Source organism: Stutzerimonas sp. LR2 (assembly GCF_055755175.1).
Genome location: NZ_JBVTRR010000001.1, coordinates 908358 through 931614, shown reverse-complemented (window position 1 = coordinate 931614; position 23257 = coordinate 908358). Strand labels below are relative to the sequence as shown.

Genomic DNA, 23257 nt, shown 5'->3' with positions numbered 1-23257 from the left:
GAAATCGGGTTACAGGCTGGCGTACTTGCCGCGCAGGCGCTGGCGAATCAGCTCGGCCAGGGTGTTCATCACGAAGGTGAACATCAGCAGGACGAGCGCGGCGAGGAACAGCACGCGGTAATGGGTGCCACCCACCTCGGATTCGGGCATTTCCACCGCGACGTTGGCGGCCAGGGTGCGCATGCCTTCGAAGATGTTGGCTTCCATGATCGGCGTGTTGCCGGTGGCCATCAGCACGATCATGGTCTCGCCCACGGCACGGCCCATGCCGATCATCAGCGCCGAGAAGATGCCGGGGCTGGCGGTCAGCAGCACCACGCGGGTCAGCGTCTGCCAGGGCGTTGCACCGAGGGCCAGGGAGCCCAGGGTGAGGCTGCGCGGCACACTGAACACGGCGTCCTCGGCGATCGAGTAGATGGTCGGGATCACCGCGAAGCCCATCGCCAGGCCGATCACCAGGGCGTTGCGCTGGTCGAACGGGATACCCATGTCGTTGGACAGCCACAGGCGCATGTCACCGCCGAAGAACCAGTTCTCCAGGTGCCCGCTGATCTCCAGCGAGCCGAAGCCCACCAGCAGGATCACCGGGATCAGCAGCACCGCTTCCCAGCCTTCCGGGATCGCCAGGCGCACGCTTTGCGGCAGGCGGCTCCAGGTCCAGGCGGCGAAGAGGATGCCCACCGGCATCAGCAGCAGCAGGGCGAAGATGCCCGGCAGGTGGTTCTCCAGGAACGGCGCGAGAAACAGGCCGGCGAAGAAGCCGAGAATCACCGTCGGCAGCGCCTCCATCAGCTCGATCACCGGCTTGACCTTGCGGCGCAGCGACGGCGCCATGAAGTAGGCGGTATAGAACGCCGCGCAGATGGCCAGCGGGGCCGCCAGCAGCATGGCGTAGAAGGCTGCCTTGAGCGTGCCGAAGGCCAGCGGCGCGAGGCTCAGCTTGGGTTCGAAATCGCTGTTGGCGGAGGTGGACTGCCAGACGTAATCGGGCTCCGGATAGCTCTCGTACCAGACCTTGCCCCACAGCGCGCTCCAGGAAATCTCCGGGTGCGGGTTGTCGATGACGAAGCGCTGCAGCCCCTGCGCCGACTCCAGCAGCAGACGTGTGGCGCGCGGCGACATGGCCGCCAGCGCGGCGCCATCGGCGACCTGCTCCTTGAGCAGCGTGCGGTGTGCGGTGCTGTGGAAGATGCCGACACTGCCGCTGTCGTCCAGGGCGAGGAAGCCCTTGCGGCGCTCCTCCGGGAGGATCTGGCGGACCGGGCTGCTGCCCAGCTTGAAGTTGCGCACGTTCTTCAGTTCGGCCTGGCCATCGGCCGCACGCACCATGAACCACTGGCCGATGCTGCCCCTGGAGTCGCCCACCATCAGCGAGATGCCGCCCAGCAGCGGGCTGACGCTGGTGATCTCGCTGCCGTCGCCGACCAGCTTGTAACGACCGTTGAGCTGCTTGCGGCGCAGGTCGAAGACATCCGCGCTGGCCTTGCCGCTGATCGCGTAAAGCCACATGTGCCGCGGGTCGATCAGCAGCTGACGGATCGGCTCGGCCAGCTGCGGCAGGTTCAGGCGCTCCTGCTCAAGCGTGACCTCGCCGGTCAGCAGGTTCTCGCTGCTGGCGATGCGCTGGGCATGCAGCGCGCTGCCGGTGGCGCCGGCGACCAGCAGGGTCTTGCCGTTCAGGCTGATGGCGGCACGCTCGATGGGGCGGCCTTCCGGATCGAGCTCAAGCGGCGCCTCGCCGAAGGGATAGGCGAGCTCGGGGGTGATGGTCTTCTGGTTGTTCGGGTAGGTGACCTTGTAGTTGTGCTCCAGCACCAGGGCCTGGCCATTGTCCAGACCGAGCACCAGCCGGCGGGTGCCGGGGGTGTCCTGGCCCACCGAGACGATGCGGCTGCCTTCCGGCAGCGGCAGGGGCTTGCTCGTCAGCAGCGCACCGTCGCGCAGGCTGAAGAAACGCGCCTGGCCGTCCTCGCCCAGACGCAGGGCGACCTGGTTCTGCTCTTCGATGGCCAGCAGCAGCGGCTTGCCGGCATCGGCCAGCCAGGCCGGCTGCTGAGCCTTGCGGGCCTCCAGCTCGGCGCCCTGGAACATCGGCAGCACGACCTGCGCCAGATAGAAGAAGATCAGGGTGATGGCGCCCAGCACGGCCAGGCCGCCGATGGACACGTACCAGCGCGCCAGGTGGTCTTTCAGCGCGCGTATGCGCCGCTTGCGCTGCAGTGCCGGCGTGTTGAAGTCCAGCCGTTGCACATCGGAATTCGCGGTCATGTTGTCCATGTCGTTCATGCCAGGCTCCTGGGCCGAGCGGCCCTTCGGGGCGCCTAATCTAATAAAGCCGTGTGACAGAAAAGTTACAGCCAGGTGACGCGACGATGCCCGCCAGCGCGTTCAGCGTGGCGGGCATCTGCGCAAGGTCGGCGCAGTGGGCGCCGGCCGTTACGCGGGTCTTACAGACCCAGCTCCTGCATGGTCTTGTCGACCACCTTCTTCGGCAGCGGGATGTAGCCGTCCTTGACCACGACGTCCTGGCCCTGCTTGGAAAGCACCAGCTTGAGGAACTCGGCGTCGATCGGGCTCAGCGGCTTGTTCGGCGCCTTGTTGACGTAGACGTAGAAGAAGCGAGCCAGCGGGAATTTCCCGGCCAGGGCGTTCTCTTCGCTCGCCTCGAAGGCTTCGCCGCCCTTGGACAGCGGTACGGCGCGCACGCTGGAGGTCTTGTAGCCGATGCCCGAGTAACCGATGGCGTTCAGGGTGCTGGAGATGGACTGCACCACCGAGGCCGAACCCGGCTGCTCGTTGACGTTGGACTTGAAGTCGCCTTTACACAGGGCTTCTTCCTTGAAGTAGCCGTAGGTACCGGATACCGAGTTGCGGCCGAACAGCTGGATCGGCTTGGCAGCCCACTCGCCGGTCATGCCCAGGTCGCCCCAGGTCTTGATGTCCTTCTCGCCACCGCACAGGCGGGTGCTGGAGAAGATGGCGTCGACCTGCTCGATGTCCAGGGACTTGATCGGGTTGTCCTTGTGCACGAACACCGCCAGGGCGTCGATGGCCACCGGTACGGCGGTCGGCTTGTAGCCGTACTTCTCTTCGAAGGCCTGGATCTCGTTGTCCTTCATGGGGCGGCTCATCGGGCCCATGTTGGCGGTGCCTTCGGTCAGCGCGGGCGGCGCGGTGGAGGAACCGGCGGCCTGGATCTGAATGTTGACGTTCGGGTAGCTGCGCTTGAACTCTTCGGCCCAGAGCGTCATCAGGTTGGCCAGCGAGTCGGAACCGACGCTGGACAGGTTGCCGGAAACGCCAGAGGTCTTCTGGTAGCTCGGCAGTGCCGGGTCTACTGCAGCGACTGCGCTTGCGGCGCCCACGCCAGCGGCTACGAAGGTGAGGGCCGCCATCAAACGATTCAGTTTCATACCTTGCTCCTAGCAGGTGTGTGCTCGAGTGTGTTGGAACGGGGGCCAGTATCTGCAGGCCGTGTGAACACTCTATGAAGCAAGTGTGACAATCTGATTACGAACCGGCCCATTGACCCAGCGCGGTCGCTGTACGTCTGCACTGCCGCTATACTCGGCGCCGTCGCCCGCGCTAGCGCGGGCATTTCGCGCCAGAACAACAAACGCGCCGCGAGTCCGACCGATGAAAGAATACGAACAGGAAGATCCGATTCCCCAGGGCGACCTGGCCCTGCAGCTCACCGCATTGCCGCGCGAAACCAACGGGTTCGGCGATATCTACGGCGGCTGGCTGGTGTCGCAGATGGACCTGGCCGGTACCGCGATGGCCAGCCGCGTGGCGGCCGGCCGCGTGGCCACGGTGTCCATCGATCGGATGGCCTTCATGGTGCCGGTGGCCGTCGGCGCGCAGCTGTCCTTCTATACCCAGACGCTGGAAGTCGGGCGCAGCTCGATCCGCATGCTGGTGGAAGTCTGGAGCGACGACCCGCTGTCCAGCGAATGGCGCAAGGTCACCGAGGCGGTGTTCGTCTTCGTCGCCATCGACGGCAGCGGCCGCACCCGTTCGGTCCCGCCGCGCCGCTGAGGTTGGCCAGCTAGTCGCGGCGCGCCTGCCCGGGGGCGACCGCGAAGCGGTTCTTGCCGGTCGTCTTGGCCTGGTACAGCGCCATGTCGGCGTTGTGATAGAGCTGCTCGGCCTGCTGACCATCCTGCAGCGTGGCCACGCCGATGCTGACCCCCACGCGCGACGCCGGATCGCGCGGATGCCTGACCTCCAGCGCCGCCAGCGCGGCCACCAGCTGCCGCGCGATGCGTTGCGCCGCCGCGTTGTCGCAGTTGTACAGCAGCAGCGCGAACTCCTCGCCACCGACCCGCGCAGCCTGATCCAACGGCCGTCGGGCGAACTTTGCCACCAGCTCGCCGAATGAACGGATCAGCGCATCGCCGGCCGGATGGCCGAAGGTATCGTTGTAGGCCTTGAAATCATCCAGATCGAGCAACAGCAGGCTCAGCGGCTGGCGGTCCCGGCGCGCCTGGGCGATCCGCTGACGCAACGCCAGGTCGTGACTGCGCCGATTGGCCAGGCCGCTCAGGGCATCATGCTCGGCCACCCAGCCCAGCAGCTTGCGCATCAGGAACTGGTCGCGCTGCGAATACTCGTGAACGTAGCGGCTGATGGCACCGATGATCAGCAGCAGCAGGTAGTAGCTGACCGCAATCCAGTGCTCGGGCATCTGTTCGGGCGTGAGAATCAGACCGGCGATGAGCACATCGGCCACCACGATCAGCACCGCGCAGAGCAGTGCCCACCAGAAGGTCACGCCGAGGAAGAAGAACGAGCTGACGATCAGCAATCCGGCGCCGTAGCGGAAGTTCAGCTCGGTTCCCAGGGCCTCGAAGCGAATGTCGATCAGCGCGGCGATGATCCCGATGAGCACCAGCAGCACCGGAAAGATACGGTTGGCCTGGGCGCGAAAGGTGCGGCTGTAGAACGTCAGCACCAGCACGACGACACCGGGCAGGATCTGCAGGATGCGCAGCAGCGTCAGCGTCGCCAGCCAGCCGGTGTCGGCGAGGCTGAACAGCCGGTGCTCGACATAGAGGTAGCCGGAGACGGCAATGATCAGCAGCAGCGCGGCGAGCCGCTGCGACGTGCGCGCATGCCGATCCAGGTACTGGCGAAACTCGCGTTCCAGCTCGGACTTGAAGCGCAGGAGACGAAACCCGCTGTGCAGCTGCCGGCCGTAGGGGGTATCGCGAAAATCCTCGGCAGAGGGATGGTCGATCATGGGTGACATCGGCAGCTCGCGGTTCAGGGCATGAATGATATCACCGAGCCATTACTGATGGTTCCTGGCCCGACCAGCGTAGCGACAGCGGCGAATGGCTGGTTGGACACAAGACTTGCACTGGACGTTTCCAGCATCGAAGATCGACCCACATGCATTGCTGGATGTATCCGTGACCACCCTTCTGCTGGCCCTCTGGCCTCTGTTCGCGCTGATCGTTGCTGGTTATTTCCTGCGTCTGCGGGCCTTTCCCAGCGAGGAGTTCTGGCCCGGCGCCGAGCGCATCAACTACTTCGTCCTGTTTCCTGCCCTGTTGTTCAGCAGCCTGGCCACCGCGCCGCTGGACAACCCCGCCCTGCCGCAACTGGCCGGCGCGGTGATGCTCGGCCTCGGTCTGGCCTGGGTCGGACTGCTGATCGCCAAGCGACTGCGCGGCTGGTCCGCTGGCCGCTTCGGTGCCATCACCCAGGGCGTGCTGCGTTTCAACACCTACCTCGGGCTGGCGGCGGTCGGCAGCCTGTTCGGCAAGGAAGGCCTGGCCCTGGCAGCACTGATGCTGGCGCTCATGGTACCGACGGTGAACGTGATGTCGGTCTGGGCGCTGACCGCCGAGCGCGGCGTCAGCGTACGCGGGCTGCTGCTGCCGATCGCGAAGAACCCGCTGATCCTGGCCTGCCTGACCGGCGCGCTGGTGAATCTGTCAGGGCTGGGATTGCCGGGCGGCACCGACCGGCTGCTCGGCCTGCTGGCCGCAGCCAGCCTGCCACTGGGCCTGCTCTGTGTCGGCGCGGCGCTCAAGCCGCAGGAACTGGGCGGGGAAATCCCGGCGCTGGGCTGGAACTGCGCGGTACGTCTGCTCGCCGTGCCCCTGCTGGCCTACGGCGTCGCGGTCGTGCTCGGCCTGCCGGCGATGGAAACGACCATCCTGGTGCTGTTCTTCGCCCTGCCCACCGCGCCGACGGCCTACGTGCTGACCCGCCAGCTCGGCGGCGACAGCCACCTGATGGCCGGCATCATCACCCTGCAGACGCTGCTGGCTGCGGCCAGCCTGCCGTTGGTGCTCACCCTGCTGAACGGCTGATCAGCGCGCCACCTGCCCACGCAACAGACGCAGCAGCATCAGCGCCAGGCCGATGCCCACGGCACACAGCACCAGCAGCGGCCCGAGGTAACCGAGGGCGTCCTGCAACCAGCCGAGCAGCAGGTGCAGCCACTCGGTATGCAGCGAGGCTTCGACCGCGACGTAGCCGCCCTGCTGCCATATCTCATAGGCGGCATGCAGGGGAATCAGCGTCAGCGGCAGCAGGATCAGGCACAGCCAATAGCCGGCACGCCGGTAGGCACCCAGCAGCCCCCACGGCAGATAGGCAGCACGGATGAGCTGGAAGAAGCAGACGATGTAGTAGACGACCAGCAGCAGCGCGAAACCGCTGGCCAGCGACGGCTCGAGCCAGAGGGCACGCAGCGCCGCAGTACTGATTGTCAGGCTGAGCGCGCCCCAGAGCAGAAGAAAGAAGGTTTTCATCGCGAGTCCTGGTATCGGCTTTCGGCGAACGCGCATCGGAACAGAATTGCGCCAGCCAAACCCACAACCGCTTCACGAAACGGAGGCGATGAGCCGCGATCGTGCCGGCTTCGAGCAGCCGCGCACGCTTTTAGAACAGGCTGAGCTGATCGCCCTCGGTTGGCGCCGCACCGATCGGGGCTTCTGGCACCGCATCGGCATCGGCCGCGGCACCCGCCGGAACCAGCCGCTCGGCCAGCCCGGCGGCGCGCTCGGCGCGGGTGCTGACCGCTTCGGCCAGACGTGCCGGCAGCGCCCAGATCTCCACCCGGCGCTTGGCGCGGGTGATGCCGGTGTAGAACAGCGCGCGGGTCAGCAGCGGGCTCGGCTGATCCGGCAATGCCAGCAGCACCTCGGCGAATTCCGAGCCCTGGCTCTTGTGCACGGTCATGGCGAAGGCGCTGTCGTGGCTCGGCAGCCGTGCCGGCGCGAAGCCGCGGTAACCGTCGTCACCCTCGAAGAACACCCGCAGGCCCTGCTCGGTTTTCAGGCACAGGCCGACATCGCCGTTGAACAGCCCCAGCGCGTAGTCGTTCTGCCGGACCATCACCGCACGGCCGGGATACCAGCGTTCGCGGGCCGGCACGCCGAGGCGACGCCTGAAGCGCGTTTCCAGCGCCTCGTTGATACCGGTCACGCCGAACGGGCCCTCGCGTTGCGCAGTCAGCGCCCGGAAACCGTTGAAGGCCTCGAACGCCGCGCCTGGATCGCCCTGCCGCGCAGCCTGCAGGTAGCCGCCGTAACCCTGCTCCAGCCGCTCGATCAAGGCGGTCGGGCTGGGCGCCGCGTTCCAGGCGAGATCCGCACGACCTTCCTGCAGCAGCGCGACGGTGCCTTTCGCATCGCCGGCGTTGATACGCCGCGCCAGCTCGCCGATGCCGCTGTCGCCGGCGAAGCGGTGGCTGTGGGTGAGCAGCACCACCGCATCGCCGAGGCGCGAGCGCGGCGTCTCGACCGGCACGGGCTGGCCGGTGATGCGCTCCAGCTCGCTTGCCGCCCGGGCATCGAAGCCACGGCCCTCGCAGAGTTCGGCGAACACCGCGCCGGCCTCGACGGCGGCCAGCTGATCCTTGTCGCCGAGCAGGATCAGCCGCGCCTTCGGCGGCAGCGCGGCGACCAGCTTGGCCATCAGCGCCAGGTCGACCATCGACGCCTCGTCCACCACCAGTACGTCCAGCGCCAGCGGATTGGCCGCATCGTGGCGCACGCGGGGGCTGTCGCCGCGGCTGCCGAGCAGGCGGTGCAGGGTCCGCGCCTCGTCCGGCAGGGCCGCTTTCACCGCATCGCTGACCGGCAGCTCGGCCTTGGCGTTGCGGATCGCCTCGGCCATGCGCGCCGCGGCCTTGCCGGTGGGTGCGGCGAGGCCGATGGCCAGGCGCTCGCCGCCAGGCTGCTCGAGCAACGCCGCCAGCAGGCGCACCACGGTGGTGGTCTTGCCGGTGCCGGGACCGCCGGAGATCACCGCCAGGCGCCGGCGTACCGCCTGCGCGGCGGCCAGGCACTGCCAGTCGGGGCGCTGCTGATTGAAGGCGAACAAGCGCGCCAGGCTCTCGGCGAGCCGTGCTTCGTCCACCTCGGGCGCATCGCCGGTGCGGGCCAGCAGCTGTTTGGCCAGCTGCTGTTCGTAGGCCTGGTAGCGGGTCAGGTAGAGCCGGTTGCCGACCAAGGTCAGCGGCGCGTAGTCGTCCGGTGTCCCGATCAGCGTGGAAGCTTCGAGCTGTGCGCGCCAGACGGGCAGCGCCGGCATGCTGAGATCGACATCGGGCCAGGGGCGCCTTCCGGCCAGGCGTTCCAGTGGTAGACAGACATCGCCGGCCGCCAGCGCCTCACAGCACAGCGTGGCGGCGAGTAGCACCGCTTCGGGCGCCTGCGGTTCCAGGCGTTGCAGGCTGGCGACAAAGGCGCGCTCCAGCGGGCCGAGGGGCAGATCGGCAAGGGTCATATATCGCTCCTGGTCGGCAGGAAAGCGCTGCCACGCCCATTCTCGCGGTCAAGACCGCCAAAGCGCACCATCACCGTCCCTCCTCGAACAGTCGATCCAGCGCATCGAGCAGCGCATCGTCCGGCCGCGCGAAGTAGACGCCGGCCTCGGGCATGCCGCGCAGGAACAGGTAGAAGGCGCCGCCCAGCTGCTCGTCGCGAAAATCCGCCAGGCGCTGGCGCAGGAAGCGGCGCAGCGCCACCAGATAGATCAGGTATTGCAGGTAGTAATGCTCGCCGGCCAGCGCCTGCAGCAGCCGCTCGCCGCCGTAGTAGCTGGCGTCCGGGCCGAGCCAGTTGGACTTGTAGTCGGCGATGTACCAGCGGCCGCCGTGCTCGAAGGTCAGGTCGATAAAGCCTTTGAGAAAGCCCTTGAGGCTGTCGAATTCCAGCCGCGCTGCGGCCTCGCGCAGCGGTGCGGCCAGTCCGTTGGCCGGGTCGGTCAGCAAGGCGCGCAGGCGCGCCACGTCCAGATCCCGCACCGGGAAGGTAAAGCCCAGTTCCGGCAGGCGTCTGGCCGATTTCAGCGCGGCGAGGGTGAGGCCGGCGCCATCCATATCGGTTTCCAGCACCTTCTGCAGGTGGCTGATGGCTATCTCCTTCCATTCCAGCGGCAGGCCGTAGGCCTTGAGCGCCGGCTCGACCAGCGCATCCAGCTCGCCCTTGCCCCGCGCCCAGTTCTCGAGGATGGCATGCAGACAGGTACCGGCCCGCGCGCCGCGTGGGAAGGCGAAGAAGCCGCTGCCCGGCTCGCCGGCATCGGGCATCGCCAGGGCGTCGCGGTCCGGCGCTTCCATGTGCATGCCGGCGGCCAGCCCGGAGAAGCTGCCGATGCGCCAGGCGCTGTAGAGGTTGCGGTTGAGCTGCGCCAGCTGCTCGGGCGGCGCTGCGCGGCCGCTGCCCTGGGTGCTGGCCTCACGCGACTCGAGCGGCAGGCAGGCCATGCGCCCGTCGCTCGTGGCGACCAGGCGCTCGATGGCCAGGCGCAGGCTTCCGCCGTTGAGGCCAGCCAGGTGGTTGCCCAGCTCCGTCAGTGGCTGCTCGCCCGGCAGTTCGCGGCCGTGCAGCAGCCAGGCCAGGGCGCTGCTGTGCAAGCCTTCCTCGGGCAGATTGCCATCCTTCTTCGCCTTGGGCAGGCTCACCGGCCCCCAATGCAGCCAGAGCCGGTCACGCGCGCGGGTCAGGGCGACGTAGGCCAGCCGCAGCTGTTCGGCGAACACCTCCTGACGGGCGCGTTCGAGGTTGTCCTCCAATTCGCCGCTGCCCAGGTCCAGCAGCGGCTGGCCATCGGCATCGTGACAACGGGCACTGTCCTGGTTTTTGCCGAGCAGCTTGCCGTCCCAGAGAAACGGGCAGAACACCAAGGGGTATTCCAGACCCTTGCTGGTGTGGATGGTGACGATCTGCACCCGTTCGGCATCGCTTTCCAGGCGCAGCAGCGCTTCTTCACCGGCGCCTTCGCTGCCGCGCTGGGCATTGAACCAGGCGAGCAGCGGCTCGAGCCCGGGCCGCAGCAGGCTCTCGGCCTGCAGCAACTCACCGAGGTGCAAGAGGTTGGTCAGCCGCCGTTCGCCATCCACTCGCGCCAACAGACGTTCGGCCACCGCCTGCTCGTCGAGCCAGGCGCGGAACACGCGCATGAAGCCCTGCTGTTGCCAGAGCTGGTGGTAGCGCTCGGCGGCTTCGCGCTCGGCGTCCCATTCATGCTGGTCATCCTGGCAGCGGGCAAGATCGGCGGCGCTGCGGCCCAGCAGGCGCGTCGCCAGGGCATGCCGCAGCAAACCCTCGCGTCCCGGCTCGGCATAGGCGGCAAGCACCGCGGCCAGTTCGGCGGCCTCCTCGCTGCGCCAGACGCTGTCGCGCCCGCGGCGCACGCTGGGCACGCCACGCGCGGCCAGCTCATCGGCGATCATCCCGGCCTGGCGGTGATTGGCCACCAGCACGGCGATATCGCCGCCCTTGAGTGGGGTGAACCGGTCGCCCTGCGCGAAGCCGGCGCGGCCCTCGGCGGCGGCGGCCAGCTGCACGGCGATGCGTCGCGCCGTGTCGGCCGCGGCCAGTTGCGCGGCCTCGGCCTTGCCCAGCGGATCGTCGCCGAGCCAGACCAGCGACAGCGGCGCCGCCTCGCCCTCCTCTGCCAGACGCAGGCTCGCACGCGGCTTGTCGGCGGCACCTACCGCTGGATAACGCAGGTCGGGTTGGGCGAACGGCTGCGGATGGTCGAACAGCTGGTTGAGCGCGGCGATCAGCTCGGGCGTCGAGCGGTAGTTGGTCGGCAGATTGAAGGGCTCGCGATCGGCCTGTTGCTTGGCCGTCATGTAAGTGGCCAGGTCCGCGCCGCGGAAAGCGTAGATCGCCTGCTTGGGATCGCCGACGAAGCACAGCGAGGCATCACGGCCCTTGGCATAGATGCGGTCGAAGATGGCGTACTGAATCGGGTCGGTGTCCTGGAACTCGTCGATCAGCGCCAGCGGATAGGTCGCACGCAGCGATGCCGCCAGGTCCTCGCCGACCGGGCCCTGCAGTGCCTGATCCAGACGATTCAGAAGGTCGTCGAAGGCCAGCAGCCGCTGCGCCGCCTTGCGTTCAGGCAACTCTCGGTTGAGCCGCTCGAGCAGCGCCACCTGCAGGGCGATCAGCCGCTGCTTGCCGGCCGGCAATGCGTCGGCCACCTGATCGACCAGCTCGTCCAGGGCCTGGGCCAGCTCGCACACCGGCGCGTCGAAGCCCTTCTTGCAGGCCTTGCTCAGCGCCCGCACGCCGAACTTCGCCGCGCCCTCGGGCAGGTCGAACATCACCGCCGGATCAGCGAAATAGGCGTCCAGTTCCGCCTGCCATGGCGCAAACTTGACGTTCTTGTGCGTGCTCTGGCTGAGCCCGCCATGCGCCAGCAATTCGGCGACCCAGGCGCTGCCCGCCTGCTTCCACAACTCGGCAGCCCGCTGCCAGGCCGCCTCGACCGGGCGCAGATCGGCCGCGACCGGCACGCCCTGCGGCTCGACCCGCAGATAGGGCTTGCCCAGATGACTGCGCAGACGCTGGCGCAACCACTGCGGAGTGATCCGGCTCTTGGCCAGGAAGCGTGCCCAGGCCGGGTCGGCATCGGCCAGCTCGCTGCGCCAGGCGTCGGCGAGCAGCGCGTCGATGATCTCGCGGTCGTCGGCAGTCAGCTCGCTGTCGAAGTCGCCGCCGGCCTCGAAGGCGGCATCCTGCAGGGCGCGCTGGCAGAAGCCGTGGATGGTGAAGATCGCCGCCTCGTCGAAGCCGTGCACCGCCAGCAACAGGCGCCGCCGCGAGGCGTCGTCCGGATAGCGGGCGTGCAGGCGATTGAGGAAGTCATCGCTGCTCGGCGTGCCGTCATAAACCGCCAGCAGATCGGCCAGCCTCGCGCGGATGCGCTCGCGCAGCTCGGCGGTGGCGGCGGTGGTGTAGGTGACCACCAGAATCTGCCCCACCGAGAGCTGGCGCTCCAGCAGCAGACGCGCATAGAGCGCGGTGAGCGTCCAGGTCTTGCCGGTGCCGGCGCTGGCTTCGATCAGCGAGCGGCCGTCGAAGGGCGAGTCGAGGAGGTCGAGTTTCATGGCTTGATCCTCCGAGCCAAAGCCGACTTTGCAGTGCTGGCCGCACCCTCGGGTTGCGCCCCGCCGGGCGCCTTACTTCTTCTTGCTTGCCCAAGAAGAAGTAAGCAAGAAGAAGGGCACCCCAACATCCGGGTCTGGCCGCTGCGCGGCCAGACTTCCCTCGCTCCGGCGCTGCTCCGGGGGCACGCCGCGAAGGGACGTCCCTGTCCCTTCGCGCCTCGCTCGGCATCCATGCCTCGCGTCCCCCTACACAACGCCTGCGCTCGGCCTCCTGAAGGGGATTCATGAGTCGCCTGACAGCGCCTGCGCCTGAAAAACAAGAAGCCGATGCCACCGCGAAAAGCACGTATACCGACATGAGCTGGCGCCGCGAACCGGGGCCCCTCAGGAGGCCGAGTGGAGTCGATGCGCAAGGGGTCGAGCGGCATGGACGCCGCGAGAGCTCCGAAGGGACAGGGACGTCCCTTCTGAGCGTGCCCCTGGAGCAGCGATGGAACGAGGGAACCCCGGCGCAGCCGGGGCCGGATGCGGGGTGTGCTTTCTCTTTGGTTACTTTCTCTTTGCACAAGCAAAGAGAAAGTGACTCGCCCGTCAGGGGCGAAACCCTGACCGTCGAACAGGCACGGCAGCAAGTGGAGACACAATGCTTCAGACGTCATCACTCTGCTCCTCTCCATCCGCCAACGCATCCAACGCCGGGCCGATCAGCTGTTCGGCCAGGGTTTCGAAACGCTCGTCCAGCGGATCGCTGTCGCGGAAGGCCAAGGCGTTCCAGGGGTCTTCGGCTTCGGCGGCAATGGGGCTGAATTCGGCGCCGAACCAGGCTTCGCGGGCGCGCTTGCGGGCGCAGTCCAGCGGCTCGCTGCCGCGGCTCGGCTTGCGGTAGCCGCGGGCGAACGCCTGGCTGCTGCGCGGCAACAGCGGCAGTGGCTCGCGGATCGCGCTGCGGTAGGCCACCAGCCAGGGCTCCAGCAGCTCGGCGGCATTGGCCAGCGGCCCCAGCTGCCAGTCACCGGCCGGCGAAAGCATCAGGCTGTGGCGTTCGATGCCGGGCGTGGCGCACAGGTTGAGCAGCAGGTGGCGCAGCCAGAACGGCGGCAGATCCCATTCGCCGAGGCGGCCGAGCTTCCAGCCGAACAGCCCGCCCGGCGTCACGCCATCAATCCAGCCATGCACGCGCACGCCGGCCAGGTTGATGTCCACCGGCAGCGGCTCGGGCACGGCGTCCGGGCGCAGTTCGAACAGCCGCGGTGCAAATGCACGCACCGGTCCGCGCAGTTTGCCCCACAGCGCCTGGCCCAGCTCACCGGTGGGCAGCCAGCCCGCCGCGCAGGCCATGCGCCGCTCCTCCTCGTCGCTCCAGCGCTGCTCCATCGCTTGCAGCGACAGGCGGCGCAGGCCGTTCCAGGCCGGCATTTCCAGGTCGAACGGTTCGTCGCTGGCAAGCGATTCCTGATCATCGGCCAGGCGCAGACCGAGGCGCTGTTCGAGCAGGAAGCGCGCCGGGTGGCGGAAGCACTGCAGCAGCTGCGACGGCTCGATGGTCAGCCAGGCCTCATCGGGTTCGGCGAGCAGGCTGGCGAAGGGTTGCGCCTGCGCCTGTGGTGGCTCGGCCAGGCGCTGGGCGGCGCGGAACCAGGGCAGCGAATAGCCGGCACAGGGCGCTTCGCCGAAATTACGCGGCGAGAACGGCTGCAGCGGATGCGCGATGAGGATCTTCTGGCTGACCGGCCGCGCCCCGTCGGCCAGCACGGCGGTCATGTCCACCGCCTCCAGCACCTCGCTGAGCAACACCGAGGGCGGCAGCACGGCGTTGTCGCGCGGGTCGCGGCCGACATAGGACAGGTACAGCGCCTGACGCGCCGAGAGCAGCGTCTCCAGCAGCAGGTAGCGGTCGTCGAGGCGCCGCGCCCGGTCGCCACGGCGCGGATGTCGGCCGATCAGGTCGAAGCCCGACGGCGGCGTGCGCCGCGGGAAGGCGCCATCGTCCAGGCCGAGCAGGCAGACCACGCGGAACGGCAGGCTGCGCATCGGCACCATGGTGCAGAAGGTCACCGCACCGGTGAGAAAGCCGGAGGCGCCGCCGCCCTGCTGCAACGCGGCACTGAGCTGCTGGTGCACCAGTTCCAGCTCGATGGGCCGGGTGAGGTCGGCGGCCTGGGCCTGATCGCGCAGGGCGGCGCAGGCCTGGGAGAGCAGCAGCAGCGTCTCGCCGGCCTCGCGCTCGTCGAACAGCGTATCGATCAGCACTTGCAGGTCATCCGCCCACTCGGCCAGCGGGCGCGGCCGAGCCAGTTGATCGGCTAGGCTGCCGAGCCGCTCGACGAAGCCCACCAATCGCCCGAGCAACTGCCCGCGCGCGCCCTCCAGCGCGTCCAGCGGCCAGTGCTCGCCAAGCAAGGGCGCGCGGTCGCCGGCCAGCTGCGGCGGTGCAGCGAAGCCCAGCAGCAGGCGGTCCAGCCCCTGGCGCCAGGTAAAGGCCGGTTCGGCCGGCAGGCCCAGCCGTGCGCGCTGCTCGCCATCGCGGCCCCAGCGCACGCCGGCCTCGCGCAGCCAGTCACGCAGCAGCGGCAGGTCTTCGCTCTCGATGCCGGCGCGGCGGGCGATGGCCGGCTGTTCCAGCCAGGCGAGGATTTCCTCGGCGGAGAAACGGCTCTGCGCCAGCAACAGCAGTTCGAGAAAGGCCTCGATCAACGGTACCTCGGCGCGCAGGCTGCGGTCGGCGAGGCTGTAGGGAATCCGCGGGCTGCCCTCGCGCGGGGCGAACACCGCCTCGATGAAGGGCGCATAACGTTCGATGTCGGGGGTCAGCACCACCACCTGATCCGGCGTCAGCGCCGGGTCGGCGGCGAAGCGCGCCAGCAGCTGGTCGTGGAGGATTTCCACCTCGCGCAGCGGCGAGTGGGCGATATGCACCTCCAGCGAACGGTCGTTCTCGGCCAGAGTGATCCGCTCATCGGGCAGGCGGGTGCGCAGGCGCAGGATGTCGTTCTGCAAGGCATGCAGCAGGCTGTCGTCGTGCAGGTCCTCGTCTTCGGAATACAGGCCGAATTCCTGACTGCCTTCGCTGGCGGTCAGGCTGAACAGCGAGTCGAAAAAGTCGCGGCCCTGCTTGCCGAGACTCGCCAGCAGCGGATGGCCGACGTCCAGATACCAGTCATCGACACCGCTCTCCGGTTGCCTGGCCAGCTCGCGGATATCGCGAATCTCGCCCCAGGCTTCGCGGCTTGGGTTGAGCGCGCAGACCACCACGTCGATATGCCGCGCCAGGCCGTCGAGCACACGAAGATGGTGCGGCGGCAGGCTGCTGATGCCGAACACCAGCAGGCGCTCGGGGAGGTCCGGCAACGGCTCGTCGCGGTACAGGCGCTGCAGCAGGTCGCCGAGCAGGCGCGCGCGGTGCGGGTGGCCGTCCTTGGTCAGTTCGCGCCAGAGCAGCGCCTGCCAGGCTTCGTCGGGACCGAGGTCGAGGGTTTCGCCGCGCTCCCAGGCCGCCAGCCAGTCGTCGCGATAGAGCAGGTACTGGTCGAAGACGTCGGCGATCTTGGCCGCCAATGACAGCCGCCGGCGCTCATCGCCGCCACCGAGGTACTGCGCCAAACGCGGCGCCAGCTCGAGATTGGCCGGCTCGCACAGCCAGCCGTAGAGGCGCCAGGTCAGGGTGGTCGGGGAGAACGCCGACTGCTCGGGCAGGCTGCCCAGCACCGTGCGGCTCAGGTCCCAGACGAAGGCCGCCGGCAGCTGCAGCTCGAGCTGCATGGCGATGCCCTGCCGGCGCGCCAGCTCCAGGGTCAGCCAGCGGCCCATGCCCTGGCTCGGCACCACCACCCGCGCCGGCGCGAAGGGGTCGGCCAGCGGCTGGGCGAGCAGCGTGGTGGCCAGTTCGCCGAGGGTTTCGAGATCAGGGGCGTGGTAGAGGCTGAGCATGGGCGCACCGCGTGAACAGAAGTCGCTAGGTTACAGGCCGCTCCGCAGGGGAGCGAGCCGTGCGCTTGAGTCTGCATCCCGGATGCGACAGGCCGTGTCGCGGTATTTCTCCTCCTTTCGCCCTGCCCTTTTGCTTCTCTCGACCAATATCAATTGCGCCGCGGCTGCCTAGCATGGGCTTGAGGGGCGGCTGCTTGGTCGCCCGCCATCCGCTCGGGAGTCGTTCATGAACCGCAAGACGCTGCTCGTCCTTTCCCTTTCCGCCACCCTGGGCGCCACGCCGCTGCTGCATGCCCAGGAGCAGGCCCCGCAACGCACCCTTGGCTCGGTGGAGCGCAGCCACGCCAGCCAGGCTCGCGCCCTGCTCGACCAGGCCGTGCTGACCTTCCAGGCCAAGGGCCCGGAACAGGCGCTGGCCGCCTTCAACGACCGCAACGGTGAGTTCGTCCGCGGCCAGTACTACATCTTCGTGCTCGGCGAGGACGGCACCATGCAGGCCAGCAGCGGACCGTCGGCCAGCCTGGTGGGGCTGAACGTCGGCGAGCTGAAGGACGCCTCCGGCAAGCCGTTCATGCGCGAGCTGCTGGACAAGTCGGCCAGGCAGGAAAGCGGCGAAGTCGAGTACAAGTGGCTCAACCCCGCCGACAACAAGGTCGAGAACAAGATCAGCCAGTTCCGCAAGGTCGGCGACCATGTGCTCTGCGTCGGCTATTACATCCCCCGCGCCACGGCCGAACATGCCAAGGCGCTGCTCGACCGCGCCGTTCGGCAGGTCAAGGACAAGGGCGCCGAGGCAGCCTTCCGCAGCTTCAACGACCCGCGCGGCGGCTTCGTCTTCCAGGACGAATACGTCTTCGCCATCGGCCTCGACGACGGCCGTTACCGCGCCAGCGGCAGCTCGCCGAACCTGGTGGGCGTCGATGTGCGCAGCGTCACCGACGCCGCCGGCAAGCCGTTGTTCAAAGACATGATCGAACTGGCACGCAAGCAGGGTTCGGGCACGGTGGATTACGTCTGGCGCAACCCGGCGACCAATGCGGTCGAGCAGAAGCACACGCTGATCCAGCGGGTCGACGACGTGCTGCTGGGCGTGGGCTACTACACCCGCCCCTGAGGCGCTCGCGGGGTTTGTGACGGTTCGGTGAACGGGGCCGGCGGGCCAGGGTCAATCGATTATCCCCGGTGCAGATCTGCGTCTTCATGACGCGGCCTTCGTCGTTGCCGCTCGCCGGGGCAGGAGCCCGAACCATGCTGACCCTGCTGCACCTGCTGTCGTCCATTGCCCTGCTGGTCTGGGGTACGCATATCGTGCGCACCGGGATCATGCGGGTGTATGGCTCGCACCTGCGGCGCATGCTCGGCCAGAGCATGGGCAACGCGCCGCTGGCCTTCGGCGCCGGCATCGGCGTCACCGCGCTGGTGCAGAGCAGCAATGCCACCGCACTGCTGGCCATTTCCTTCGTCGCTCAGGGCCTGATGGGGCTGCCCACGGCACTGGCGATCATGCTCGGCGCGGACGTCGGTACCGCGCTGATGGCCCGGGTGCTGACCCTCGACCTTTCCTGGCTGTCGCCGCTGCTGACGCTGGTCGGCGTCTGCCTGTTCCTCTCGCGCAAGCAGAGCCGCACCGGCCAGATCGGCCGCGTGCTGATCGGCCTCGGCCTGATCATCCTCGCCCTGCAGCTGATCGTGCACGCCGCCGAGCCGATCACCGAGGCGCGCGGCATGCAGGTGCTGTTCTCCTCCCTGGCCGGCGACACCCTGCTGGCGGTGCTGGTGGGTGCGCTGTTCGCCGTCCTGTCGTATTCCAGCCTGGCGGCGGTGCTGCTGACCTCGACGCTGGCCGGCGCGGGCCTGATCAGCCTGCCGGTGGCGCTCGGCCTGGTGATCGGCGCCAACATCGGCAGCGGCCTGCTCGCCTGGTTCAACGCCAGCCTGCAGCCGGCCTCGGCGCGGCGGGTGGCGCTGGGCAACCTGCTGTACAAGCTCGCCGGCCTCATCGTGCTGCCTTTCCTGGTGCCGCTGGTGGCCTGGATGGACACCCTCGGCTACAGCGCGCAGACCCAGGTGATCGGCTTCCACCTGGTCTACAACAGCCTGCGCTGCCTGCTCCTGCTGCCCACCGTGCACCCCATGAGCCGGTTGTGCGAGCGCCTGCTGCCCGAGCGCCAGCTGGACAACGGCGTGGCGCAGCCGCGGCACCTCGACCCGACGGCGCTGGACACACCGAGCCTGGCACTGGCCAATGCAGTGCGCGAGACCCTGCGCATCGGCGACATGGTGGAGCTGATGCTGGCGCGCCTGCTGGAAGTGCTGCGCGAGGACCGTGCCGAACCGGGCGAGGAGATCCGCCGCCTGGACGACGACGTCGATGCGCTCTACAGCGGGGTCAAGCTCTACCTGGCGCAGATGCCCCGCGAGGACCTGGCCGAGCAGGAGGGCCGGCGCTGGGCGGAGATCATCGAACTGGCGATCAATCTGGAGCAGGCCGGCGACATCATCGAGCACATGGCGAGCAAGGTGCAGAACCTCAAGACCGCCAAGCGCCGTTCCTTCTCCGACAGCGGGCTGGAGGAACTCGGCCAGCTGCATGCCCAGCTCAGCGCCAACCTGCGGCTGGGCCTGTCGGTGTTCATCTCCGGCGACTCCCACGGTGCGCGCCAGCTTCTGCAGCAGAAGCGCCAGTTCCGCAAACTGGAGCGCGAGCTGGCCCATTCCCATGTGCATCGGCTGCACCGGCAGGTGGTGGAAAGCATCGAGACCAGCGCGGCGCATCTGGAGCTGATTGCCGACATGAAACGGCTCAATTCGCTGTTCTGCAGCGCCGCCTATCCGGCTCTGGAAGGCCCGGGCAAGCCGCGCACTGCGGGCGACACCAACCGTGAGGTGCTGCCCAGCGAGCCGCACTTGCCGGGGCGTCCCGCCTAGCCTGCGCGGCGCTGCCAGAGGCGGAACAACGGCTCGGCGAGAAACATCACCAGAAACAGCCTGAGCACCTGCACCGCGGTAACCAGCGCCACCGACAGCTGCAAGGCTTCGGCGGTCAGGCACAGCTCGGTGATGCCGCCGGGCATCATGCCGAGCATCAGCGACACCTCGTCCAGCGCCGTCAGCCAGCCCAGGGCACCGCCCAGCGCGGCGGCGACCAGCATGGCCAGCAGGGTGAACAGCAGGATGCGCAACAGGAAGGCTGGCGCACTGCGGAAGAATGGCCGATCGAAATGACAGGCCAGCGAGCAGCCGATCAGCCACTGGCCGAGCGCGCCGGCCCAGCCCGGCAGGCCGATGTGCAGGTCGAACGCCACGCTGGCCAGCGCGCAGGCGGTCAGCGGGCCGAGCATCCAGGGGTTGGGCTGGCCAAGGCGCTTCCAGAGCAGCGCCAGCAGACCACCGGCTGGCAGCAGCACGGCGAGCCAGGGCCAGCTCACCGGGGCCGCGGGCGGCGCCGCGACGGTCGGCAACCCCCAGGTGAACAGCGCTGGCACGATCAGCACCACCAGCAGCAGGCGCAGGCTGTGCGCCGCCGCCACGCTGGCCGCCTCGGCCTGGTGCCGGTTGGCCAGCACCACCATCTCGCTGGCGCCACCCGGCATGCTGGCGAAGAATGCAGTGGCACGGTCGCTGCCGCTGCGCAGCAGGATGAAGATGCCGATCAGCCCCAGCAGCAGGGTGCCGACGGCGCCGGCGAGGATCACGCCGAAGTGCGCCAGCACCTCGCGCATCACTTCACCGGTGAAATGCAGGCCGATGGCGCTGGCGACGATCCACTGCCCCACCTGCCGGCCGCGCGGCACTTCGCTCACCAGCCAGCCGCTGCAGCGCACGGCGATCACCGCCAGCAGCGAGCCGACCATCCACGGCAGCGGCCAGTTGGCCAGGCTCGCCAGCCAGCCGCCGAACGCACCGATCAGCGGCGTTGCCCACCAGGCCGGCAGCCGCTGGTGCATATCAGGCCTGTGCCTCGACCGCGTTGCCGCGACGACGCTTGAGGTACCAGCGCAGCCCCGGCATGGCCAGCATCGCCACGGTCAGCCCCCACAGTGCCAGGGTGATCGGGCTGCCGTAGAGAATGCCCAGCTCACCGTTGGAGATCGACAGTGCGCGGCGCAGGTTGTCTTCCATCATCTCGCCGAGGACGAAACCGAGGATCAGTGCCGACAGCGGGAAGTCCAGCTTGCGCAGCAGGTAGCCGAACACGCCGAGGCCGACCATCAGCACCAGGTCGAACACGGTGCTGTGCACCGAATACACGCCGACCATGCTGATCACCGTGATCGTCGGTACCAGCACCCAGTTCGGCACGCTGAGCATGCGCGAGAACAGGCCGACCAGGGGGATGTTCATGATCAAGAGGATCACGTTGCCGATGAACAGCGAGGCGATCAGGCCCCAGACCACGTCCGGCTGCTGTTCGAACAACAGCGGGCCCGGGGTGATGTTGTACAGCGTCAGTGCGCCGATCATCACCGCGGTGGTGCCCGAACCCGGCACGCCGAGGGTCAGCATGGGGATCAGCGAACCGCAGGCCGAGGCGTTGTTGGCGGCTTCCGGTGCCGCCAGGCCGCGCAGGTCGCCATCGCCGAAGCGGCCCTTGTCGCCGGCCATGCGCTTCTCGCTCATGTAGGTCATGGCGCTGGCGATGGTCGCCCCGGCGCCCGGCAGGGTGCCGATGACGAAGCCGGCCACGGCACTGCGCACCATGGTCCAGAAGGTCAGGCAGAACTCCTTGAAGTTGAACAGCAGCCGGCCACTGGCCTTGACCGCCTTCTGCCCGCTGTGGGTCTTTTCCAGCATCAGCAGGATCTCGCTGACGCTGAAGAAGCCGATCACCACGATGACGAACTGGATGCCGTCGGACAGGCTGACGCTGCCGAAGGTGAAGCGGTAGACGCCGGTGGTCGAGTCGACACCGACGGTGGCCAGCGCCAGGCCCATCAGCGCGGCCATGAGGGTCTTCACCGGCTTGTCGCCGACCATGCCGCCGAGACAGGCGATGGCGAAGATCATCAGCACGAAGTATTCCGCCGGGCCGAAGGCCACCGCCCACTTGGCCAGCAGCGGAGCGAACAGCACCACGCCGCAGGTGGCGATGATGCTGCCGATGAACGAGCTCACCGCCGACAGCGACAGGGCGATGCCAGCCTTGCCCTGACGCGCCAGCGGGTAGCCGTCGAGGGTGGTCATCACCGCCGCGGCGTCACCGGGCACGTTGAGCAGGATCGCCGAGATACGGCCGCCGTATTCGCAGCCCAGGTACACCGCGGCGAGCAGGATCAGTGCGGTCTCCGGCGGCAGGCCGAGGGCAAAGGCCAACGGCAGCAGCAGCGCCACGCCGTTGATCGGGCCGAGGCCGGGCAGCAGGCCGACGACGGTGCCGACGAAGGCACCGAACAGCGCCACCAGCAGGTTGGTCGGCCGGGTGGCGACATCGAAGCCCTGCATCAAGAAATTCAAAGTTTCCATATCAGCTCTCCAGCAGACGCAGCAGGCCGAGCGGCAGCGGTACGTCCAGCAGGTAATCGAACAGCCCGTAGAGCAGCACGCCGAGCAGCACGCCGCTGATCACGCTGGGCCACAGGCGACCGTTGAACAGCAGGCCGAGGGCGAAACCGGCCAGGGCAGTGCTGATGACGAAGCCGAGGATTTCGAACAGCAGGGCATAGGCCAGCAGCGCCAGCACGCAGAGCACGGCCCGCTGCGCCTTGGCACGATCGAACGCTGGCGTCGGCTCGCCGTGCGGCTTGAACAGCAGCCACGCCGCGCCGCAGGCCATCAGGAACAGCAGCAGCAGCGGATAGGCGCGCGGCCCGACCGGGTCGTAGGCGAAGGGCGCCTCGAAGCCCCAGGCGAGCAGGGCGAGGCCGGCGCAGGCGAGCAGCCACGCCGCGGCGAAGACACGTACGTACATGACGGGATACCTCAGGGTTCGGCGACCCGGCAGTTGCCGGGCCCGCCGTGCGGCCCGCGGGCGCGGGCCGGTTCGCGTTACTTGACCAGGCCGAACTCGCCGGCCAGCGCCTTGTAGTCCTGCACCTGCTTCTCGACGAAGGCCTTGAGCTCGTCGCCGGTCATCGACAGCGGGAACAGGTCGCGCTGCTCGCGCAGCTTGGCGAAGTCCTCGTCGGCCAGCAGGCTGTCGAACTGGCTCTTCCACCAGTTGAAGTCCTCGTCGGAGACTTCCGGGCCCATGTAGAAGCCGCGGATCACCGGCCAGCTGATGTCGTAGCCCTGCTCCTTGGCGGTGGGGATGTCGGCCAGCTTGCCCGGCAGGCGCTCGTCGGAGAGCACGGCGAGGATGCGGATCTTGCCGGCGTCGAGTTGCGGGGTGACTTCGCCGAGGCCGCTGGAGGTGACCTGCACATGGCCGCCGAGCATGGCGGTGAGCGTCTCGCCGCCGCCTTCGAAGGCGACATAGCGCAGCTTCTGCGGATCGACGCCGGCGGCGCGGGCGATCAGTGCGGTCTGCATCCAGTCCTGCCCACCGATGGTGGCGCCGGCGCCGAACACCACGCTGCCCGGGTCCTTCTTCACCGCGGCGATGAGGTCGTCGAGGTCCTGGTAGGGCGCATCGGCACGCACCGAGATGGCGCCGTAGTCGGTGCCGACCGCGGCCAGCCAGCGCACCGCGGTTTCGTCATAGCGACCGAACTTGCCCTGCGCGAGGTTGAGCAGCGAGCCGCTGGAGAAGGCGGTGATGGTCCCCGCCTCCGCGGCGCGCTGGGCGACCACGGCGTTGTAGGCCACCGCGCCGACGCCGCCGGGCATGTAGGTGACGCGCATCGGCGCCTTGAGCAGGCCGGCGTCCTTCAGGCCGCTCTGGGCCAGCTTGCAGGTCAGGTCGAAACCGCCGCCGGGCTTGGCCGGGGCGATGCACTCGGGGCGCTTGGGCTCGGCCAGCAGCTGGCTGGAGAGCAGCAGGCAGGACGACAGCAGGGCGATACGGCTGAGTCTGGTTTTCATCGG

Annotated in this window: 15 protein-coding genes; 4 read left to right on the top strand and 11 right to left on the bottom strand. The window is 68.3% G+C overall.

Features of this window, described 5'->3' with window-relative positions; genetic code table 11:
* Nucleotides 1–9 precede the first annotated feature (9 nt).
* Nucleotides 10–2286: an ABC transporter permease subunit gene (locus ACVRRC_RS04335; RefSeq protein WP_017244134.1), complete on the bottom strand. Its 2277-nt coding sequence runs from the start codon at nucleotides 2284–2286 to the stop codon at nucleotides 10–12.
* Nucleotides 2287–2447: 161 nt separating this feature from the next.
* Entirely contained in the window at nucleotides 2448–3413 is a 966-nt protein-coding gene (locus ACVRRC_RS04330) for a PstS family phosphate ABC transporter substrate-binding protein (protein WP_013984376.1), read from the bottom strand.
* 223 nt (nucleotides 3414–3636) lie between these two features.
* Here ACVRRC_RS04330 and ACVRRC_RS04325 point away from each other — a divergent pair, with 223 nt between their 5' ends.
* The gene (locus tag ACVRRC_RS04325) at nucleotides 3637–4038 is read left to right on the top strand and encodes an acyl-CoA thioesterase (RefSeq protein ID WP_003303235.1); all 402 of its coding nucleotides are present in this window, start codon (nucleotides 3637–3639) and stop codon (nucleotides 4036–4038) included.
* Between the two features lie 10 nt (nucleotides 4039–4048).
* Here the strand turns inward: ACVRRC_RS04325 and ACVRRC_RS04320 are convergent, their stop codons facing one another.
* On the bottom strand, nucleotides 4049–5242 hold the full coding sequence (locus ACVRRC_RS04320; protein WP_014598040.1) for a GGDEF domain-containing protein: 1194 nt from the start codon (nucleotides 5240–5242) through the stop codon (nucleotides 4049–4051).
* A gap of 172 nt (nucleotides 5243–5414) precedes the next feature.
* Between ACVRRC_RS04320 and ACVRRC_RS04315 the strand changes: the two genes are divergently transcribed.
* Nucleotides 5415–6323 (top strand): AEC family transporter, encoded by a 909-nt coding sequence (locus ACVRRC_RS04315; protein WP_020305612.1) that lies wholly within the window; start codon nucleotides 5415–5417, stop codon nucleotides 6321–6323.
* On the opposite strand, the gene ACVRRC_RS04310 is transcribed toward ACVRRC_RS04315, so the two are convergent.
* The 4 genes from ACVRRC_RS04310 to recC all read right to left on the bottom strand — a co-directional run bounded on the left by ACVRRC_RS04310 (nucleotide 6324) and on the right by recC (nucleotide 16294).
* Nucleotides 6324–6767 carry a hypothetical protein gene (locus ACVRRC_RS04310; RefSeq protein WP_014598042.1) on the bottom strand — a complete coding sequence of 148 codons (444 nt, stop codon included), beginning with the start codon at nucleotides 6765–6767 and terminating at the stop codon, nucleotides 6324–6326.
* 130 nt (nucleotides 6768–6897) lie between these two features.
* Nucleotides 6898–8748, bottom strand: coding sequence for an exodeoxyribonuclease V subunit alpha (gene recD, locus ACVRRC_RS04305; protein ID WP_423565763.1), 1851 nt, complete (start codon nucleotides 8746–8748; stop codon nucleotides 6898–6900).
* Nucleotides 8749–8818: 70 nt separating this feature from the next.
* Nucleotides 8819–12367, bottom strand: a complete 3549-nt coding sequence (gene recB / locus ACVRRC_RS04300; protein ID WP_472996659.1) for an exodeoxyribonuclease V subunit beta — start codon at nucleotides 12365–12367, stop codon at nucleotides 8819–8821.
* A gap of 648 nt (nucleotides 12368–13015) precedes the next feature.
* Complete coding sequence (gene recC / locus ACVRRC_RS04295) at nucleotides 13016–16294, bottom strand: exodeoxyribonuclease V subunit gamma (protein ID WP_236451230.1); 3279 nt, start codon at nucleotides 16292–16294, stop codon at nucleotides 13016–13018.
* 226 nt (nucleotides 16295–16520) lie between these two features.
* Here recC and ACVRRC_RS04290 point away from each other — a divergent pair, with 226 nt between their 5' ends.
* Nucleotides 16521–17408, top strand: coding sequence for a cache domain-containing protein (locus ACVRRC_RS04290; protein WP_423565769.1), 888 nt, complete (start codon nucleotides 16521–16523; stop codon nucleotides 17406–17408).
* A 134-nt stretch (nucleotides 17409–17542) separates the two neighbouring features.
* Nucleotides 17543–19222: a Na/Pi cotransporter family protein gene (locus ACVRRC_RS04285; protein ID WP_019406033.1), complete on the top strand. Its 1680-nt coding sequence runs from the start codon at nucleotides 17543–17545 to the stop codon at nucleotides 19220–19222.
* Here ACVRRC_RS04285 and ACVRRC_RS04280 read toward each other — a convergent pair.
* The 4 genes from ACVRRC_RS04280 to ACVRRC_RS04265 form a co-directional block, all read right to left on the bottom strand.
* Nucleotides 19219–20241: an AbrB family transcriptional regulator gene (locus ACVRRC_RS04280; RefSeq protein ID WP_045157877.1), complete on the bottom strand. Its 1023-nt coding sequence runs from the start codon at nucleotides 20239–20241 to the stop codon at nucleotides 19219–19221. The genes ACVRRC_RS04285 and ACVRRC_RS04280 overlap by 4 nt on opposite strands.
* A gap of 1 nt (nucleotide 20242) precedes the next feature.
* A complete protein-coding gene (locus ACVRRC_RS04275) occupies nucleotides 20243–21757 on the bottom strand; it encodes a tripartite tricarboxylate transporter permease (protein WP_013984387.1) in 1515 nt (504 codons plus the stop codon).
* Between the two features lies 1 nt (nucleotide 21758).
* Complete coding sequence (locus ACVRRC_RS04270) at nucleotides 21759–22202, bottom strand: tripartite tricarboxylate transporter TctB family protein (RefSeq protein WP_011915042.1); 444 nt, start codon at nucleotides 22200–22202, stop codon at nucleotides 21759–21761.
* 77 nt (nucleotides 22203–22279) lie between these two features.
* On the bottom strand, nucleotides 22280–23254 hold the full coding sequence (locus ACVRRC_RS04265; RefSeq protein WP_013984388.1) for a tripartite tricarboxylate transporter substrate binding protein: 975 nt from the start codon (nucleotides 23252–23254) through the stop codon (nucleotides 22280–22282).
* Nucleotides 23255–23257: the final 3 nt, after the last annotated feature.

Excerpts from the sequence above, each read along its gene's own strand:
- ACVRRC_RS04275 (WP_013984387.1), bottom strand. The coding sequence starts at position 21,757 with ATGGAAACTTTGAATTTCTTGATGCAGGGCTTCGATGTCGCCACCCGG.
- ACVRRC_RS04265 (WP_013984388.1), bottom strand. The coding sequence starts at position 23,254 with ATGAAAACCAGACTCAGCCGTATCGCCCTGCTGTCGTCCTGCCTGCTG.
- ACVRRC_RS04310 (WP_014598042.1), bottom strand. The coding sequence starts at position 6,767 with ATGAAAACCTTCTTTCTTCTGCTCTGGGGCGCGCTCAGCCTGACAATC.
- recC (WP_236451230.1), bottom strand. The coding sequence starts at position 16,294 with ATGCTCAGCCTCTACCACGCCCCTGATCTCGAAACCCTCGGCGAACTG.
- ACVRRC_RS04290 (WP_423565769.1), top strand. The coding sequence starts at position 16,521 with ATGAACCGCAAGACGCTGCTCGTCCTTTCCCTTTCCGCCACCCTGGGC.
- recD (WP_423565763.1), bottom strand. The coding sequence starts at position 8,748 with ATGACCCTTGCCGATCTGCCCCTCGGCCCGCTGGAGCGCGCCTTTGTC.
- ACVRRC_RS04335 (WP_017244134.1), bottom strand. The coding sequence starts at position 2,286 with ATGAACGACATGGACAACATGACCGCGAATTCCGATGTGCAACGGCTG.
- ACVRRC_RS04270 (WP_011915042.1), bottom strand. The coding sequence starts at position 22,202 with ATGTACGTACGTGTCTTCGCCGCGGCGTGGCTGCTCGCCTGCGCCGGC.
- ACVRRC_RS04280 (WP_045157877.1), bottom strand. The coding sequence starts at position 20,241 with ATGCACCAGCGGCTGCCGGCCTGGTGGGCAACGCCGCTGATCGGTGCG.
- ACVRRC_RS04330 (WP_013984376.1), bottom strand. The coding sequence starts at position 3,413 with ATGAAACTGAATCGTTTGATGGCGGCCCTCACCTTCGTAGCCGCTGGC.
- ACVRRC_RS04285 (WP_019406033.1), top strand. The coding sequence starts at position 17,543 with ATGCTGACCCTGCTGCACCTGCTGTCGTCCATTGCCCTGCTGGTCTGG.
- ACVRRC_RS04325 (WP_003303235.1), top strand. The coding sequence starts at position 3,637 with ATGAAAGAATACGAACAGGAAGATCCGATTCCCCAGGGCGACCTGGCC.
- recB (WP_472996659.1), bottom strand. The coding sequence starts at position 12,367 with ATGAAACTCGACCTCCTCGACTCGCCCTTCGACGGCCGCTCGCTGATC.
- ACVRRC_RS04320 (WP_014598040.1), bottom strand. The coding sequence starts at position 5,242 with ATGATCGACCATCCCTCTGCCGAGGATTTTCGCGATACCCCCTACGGC.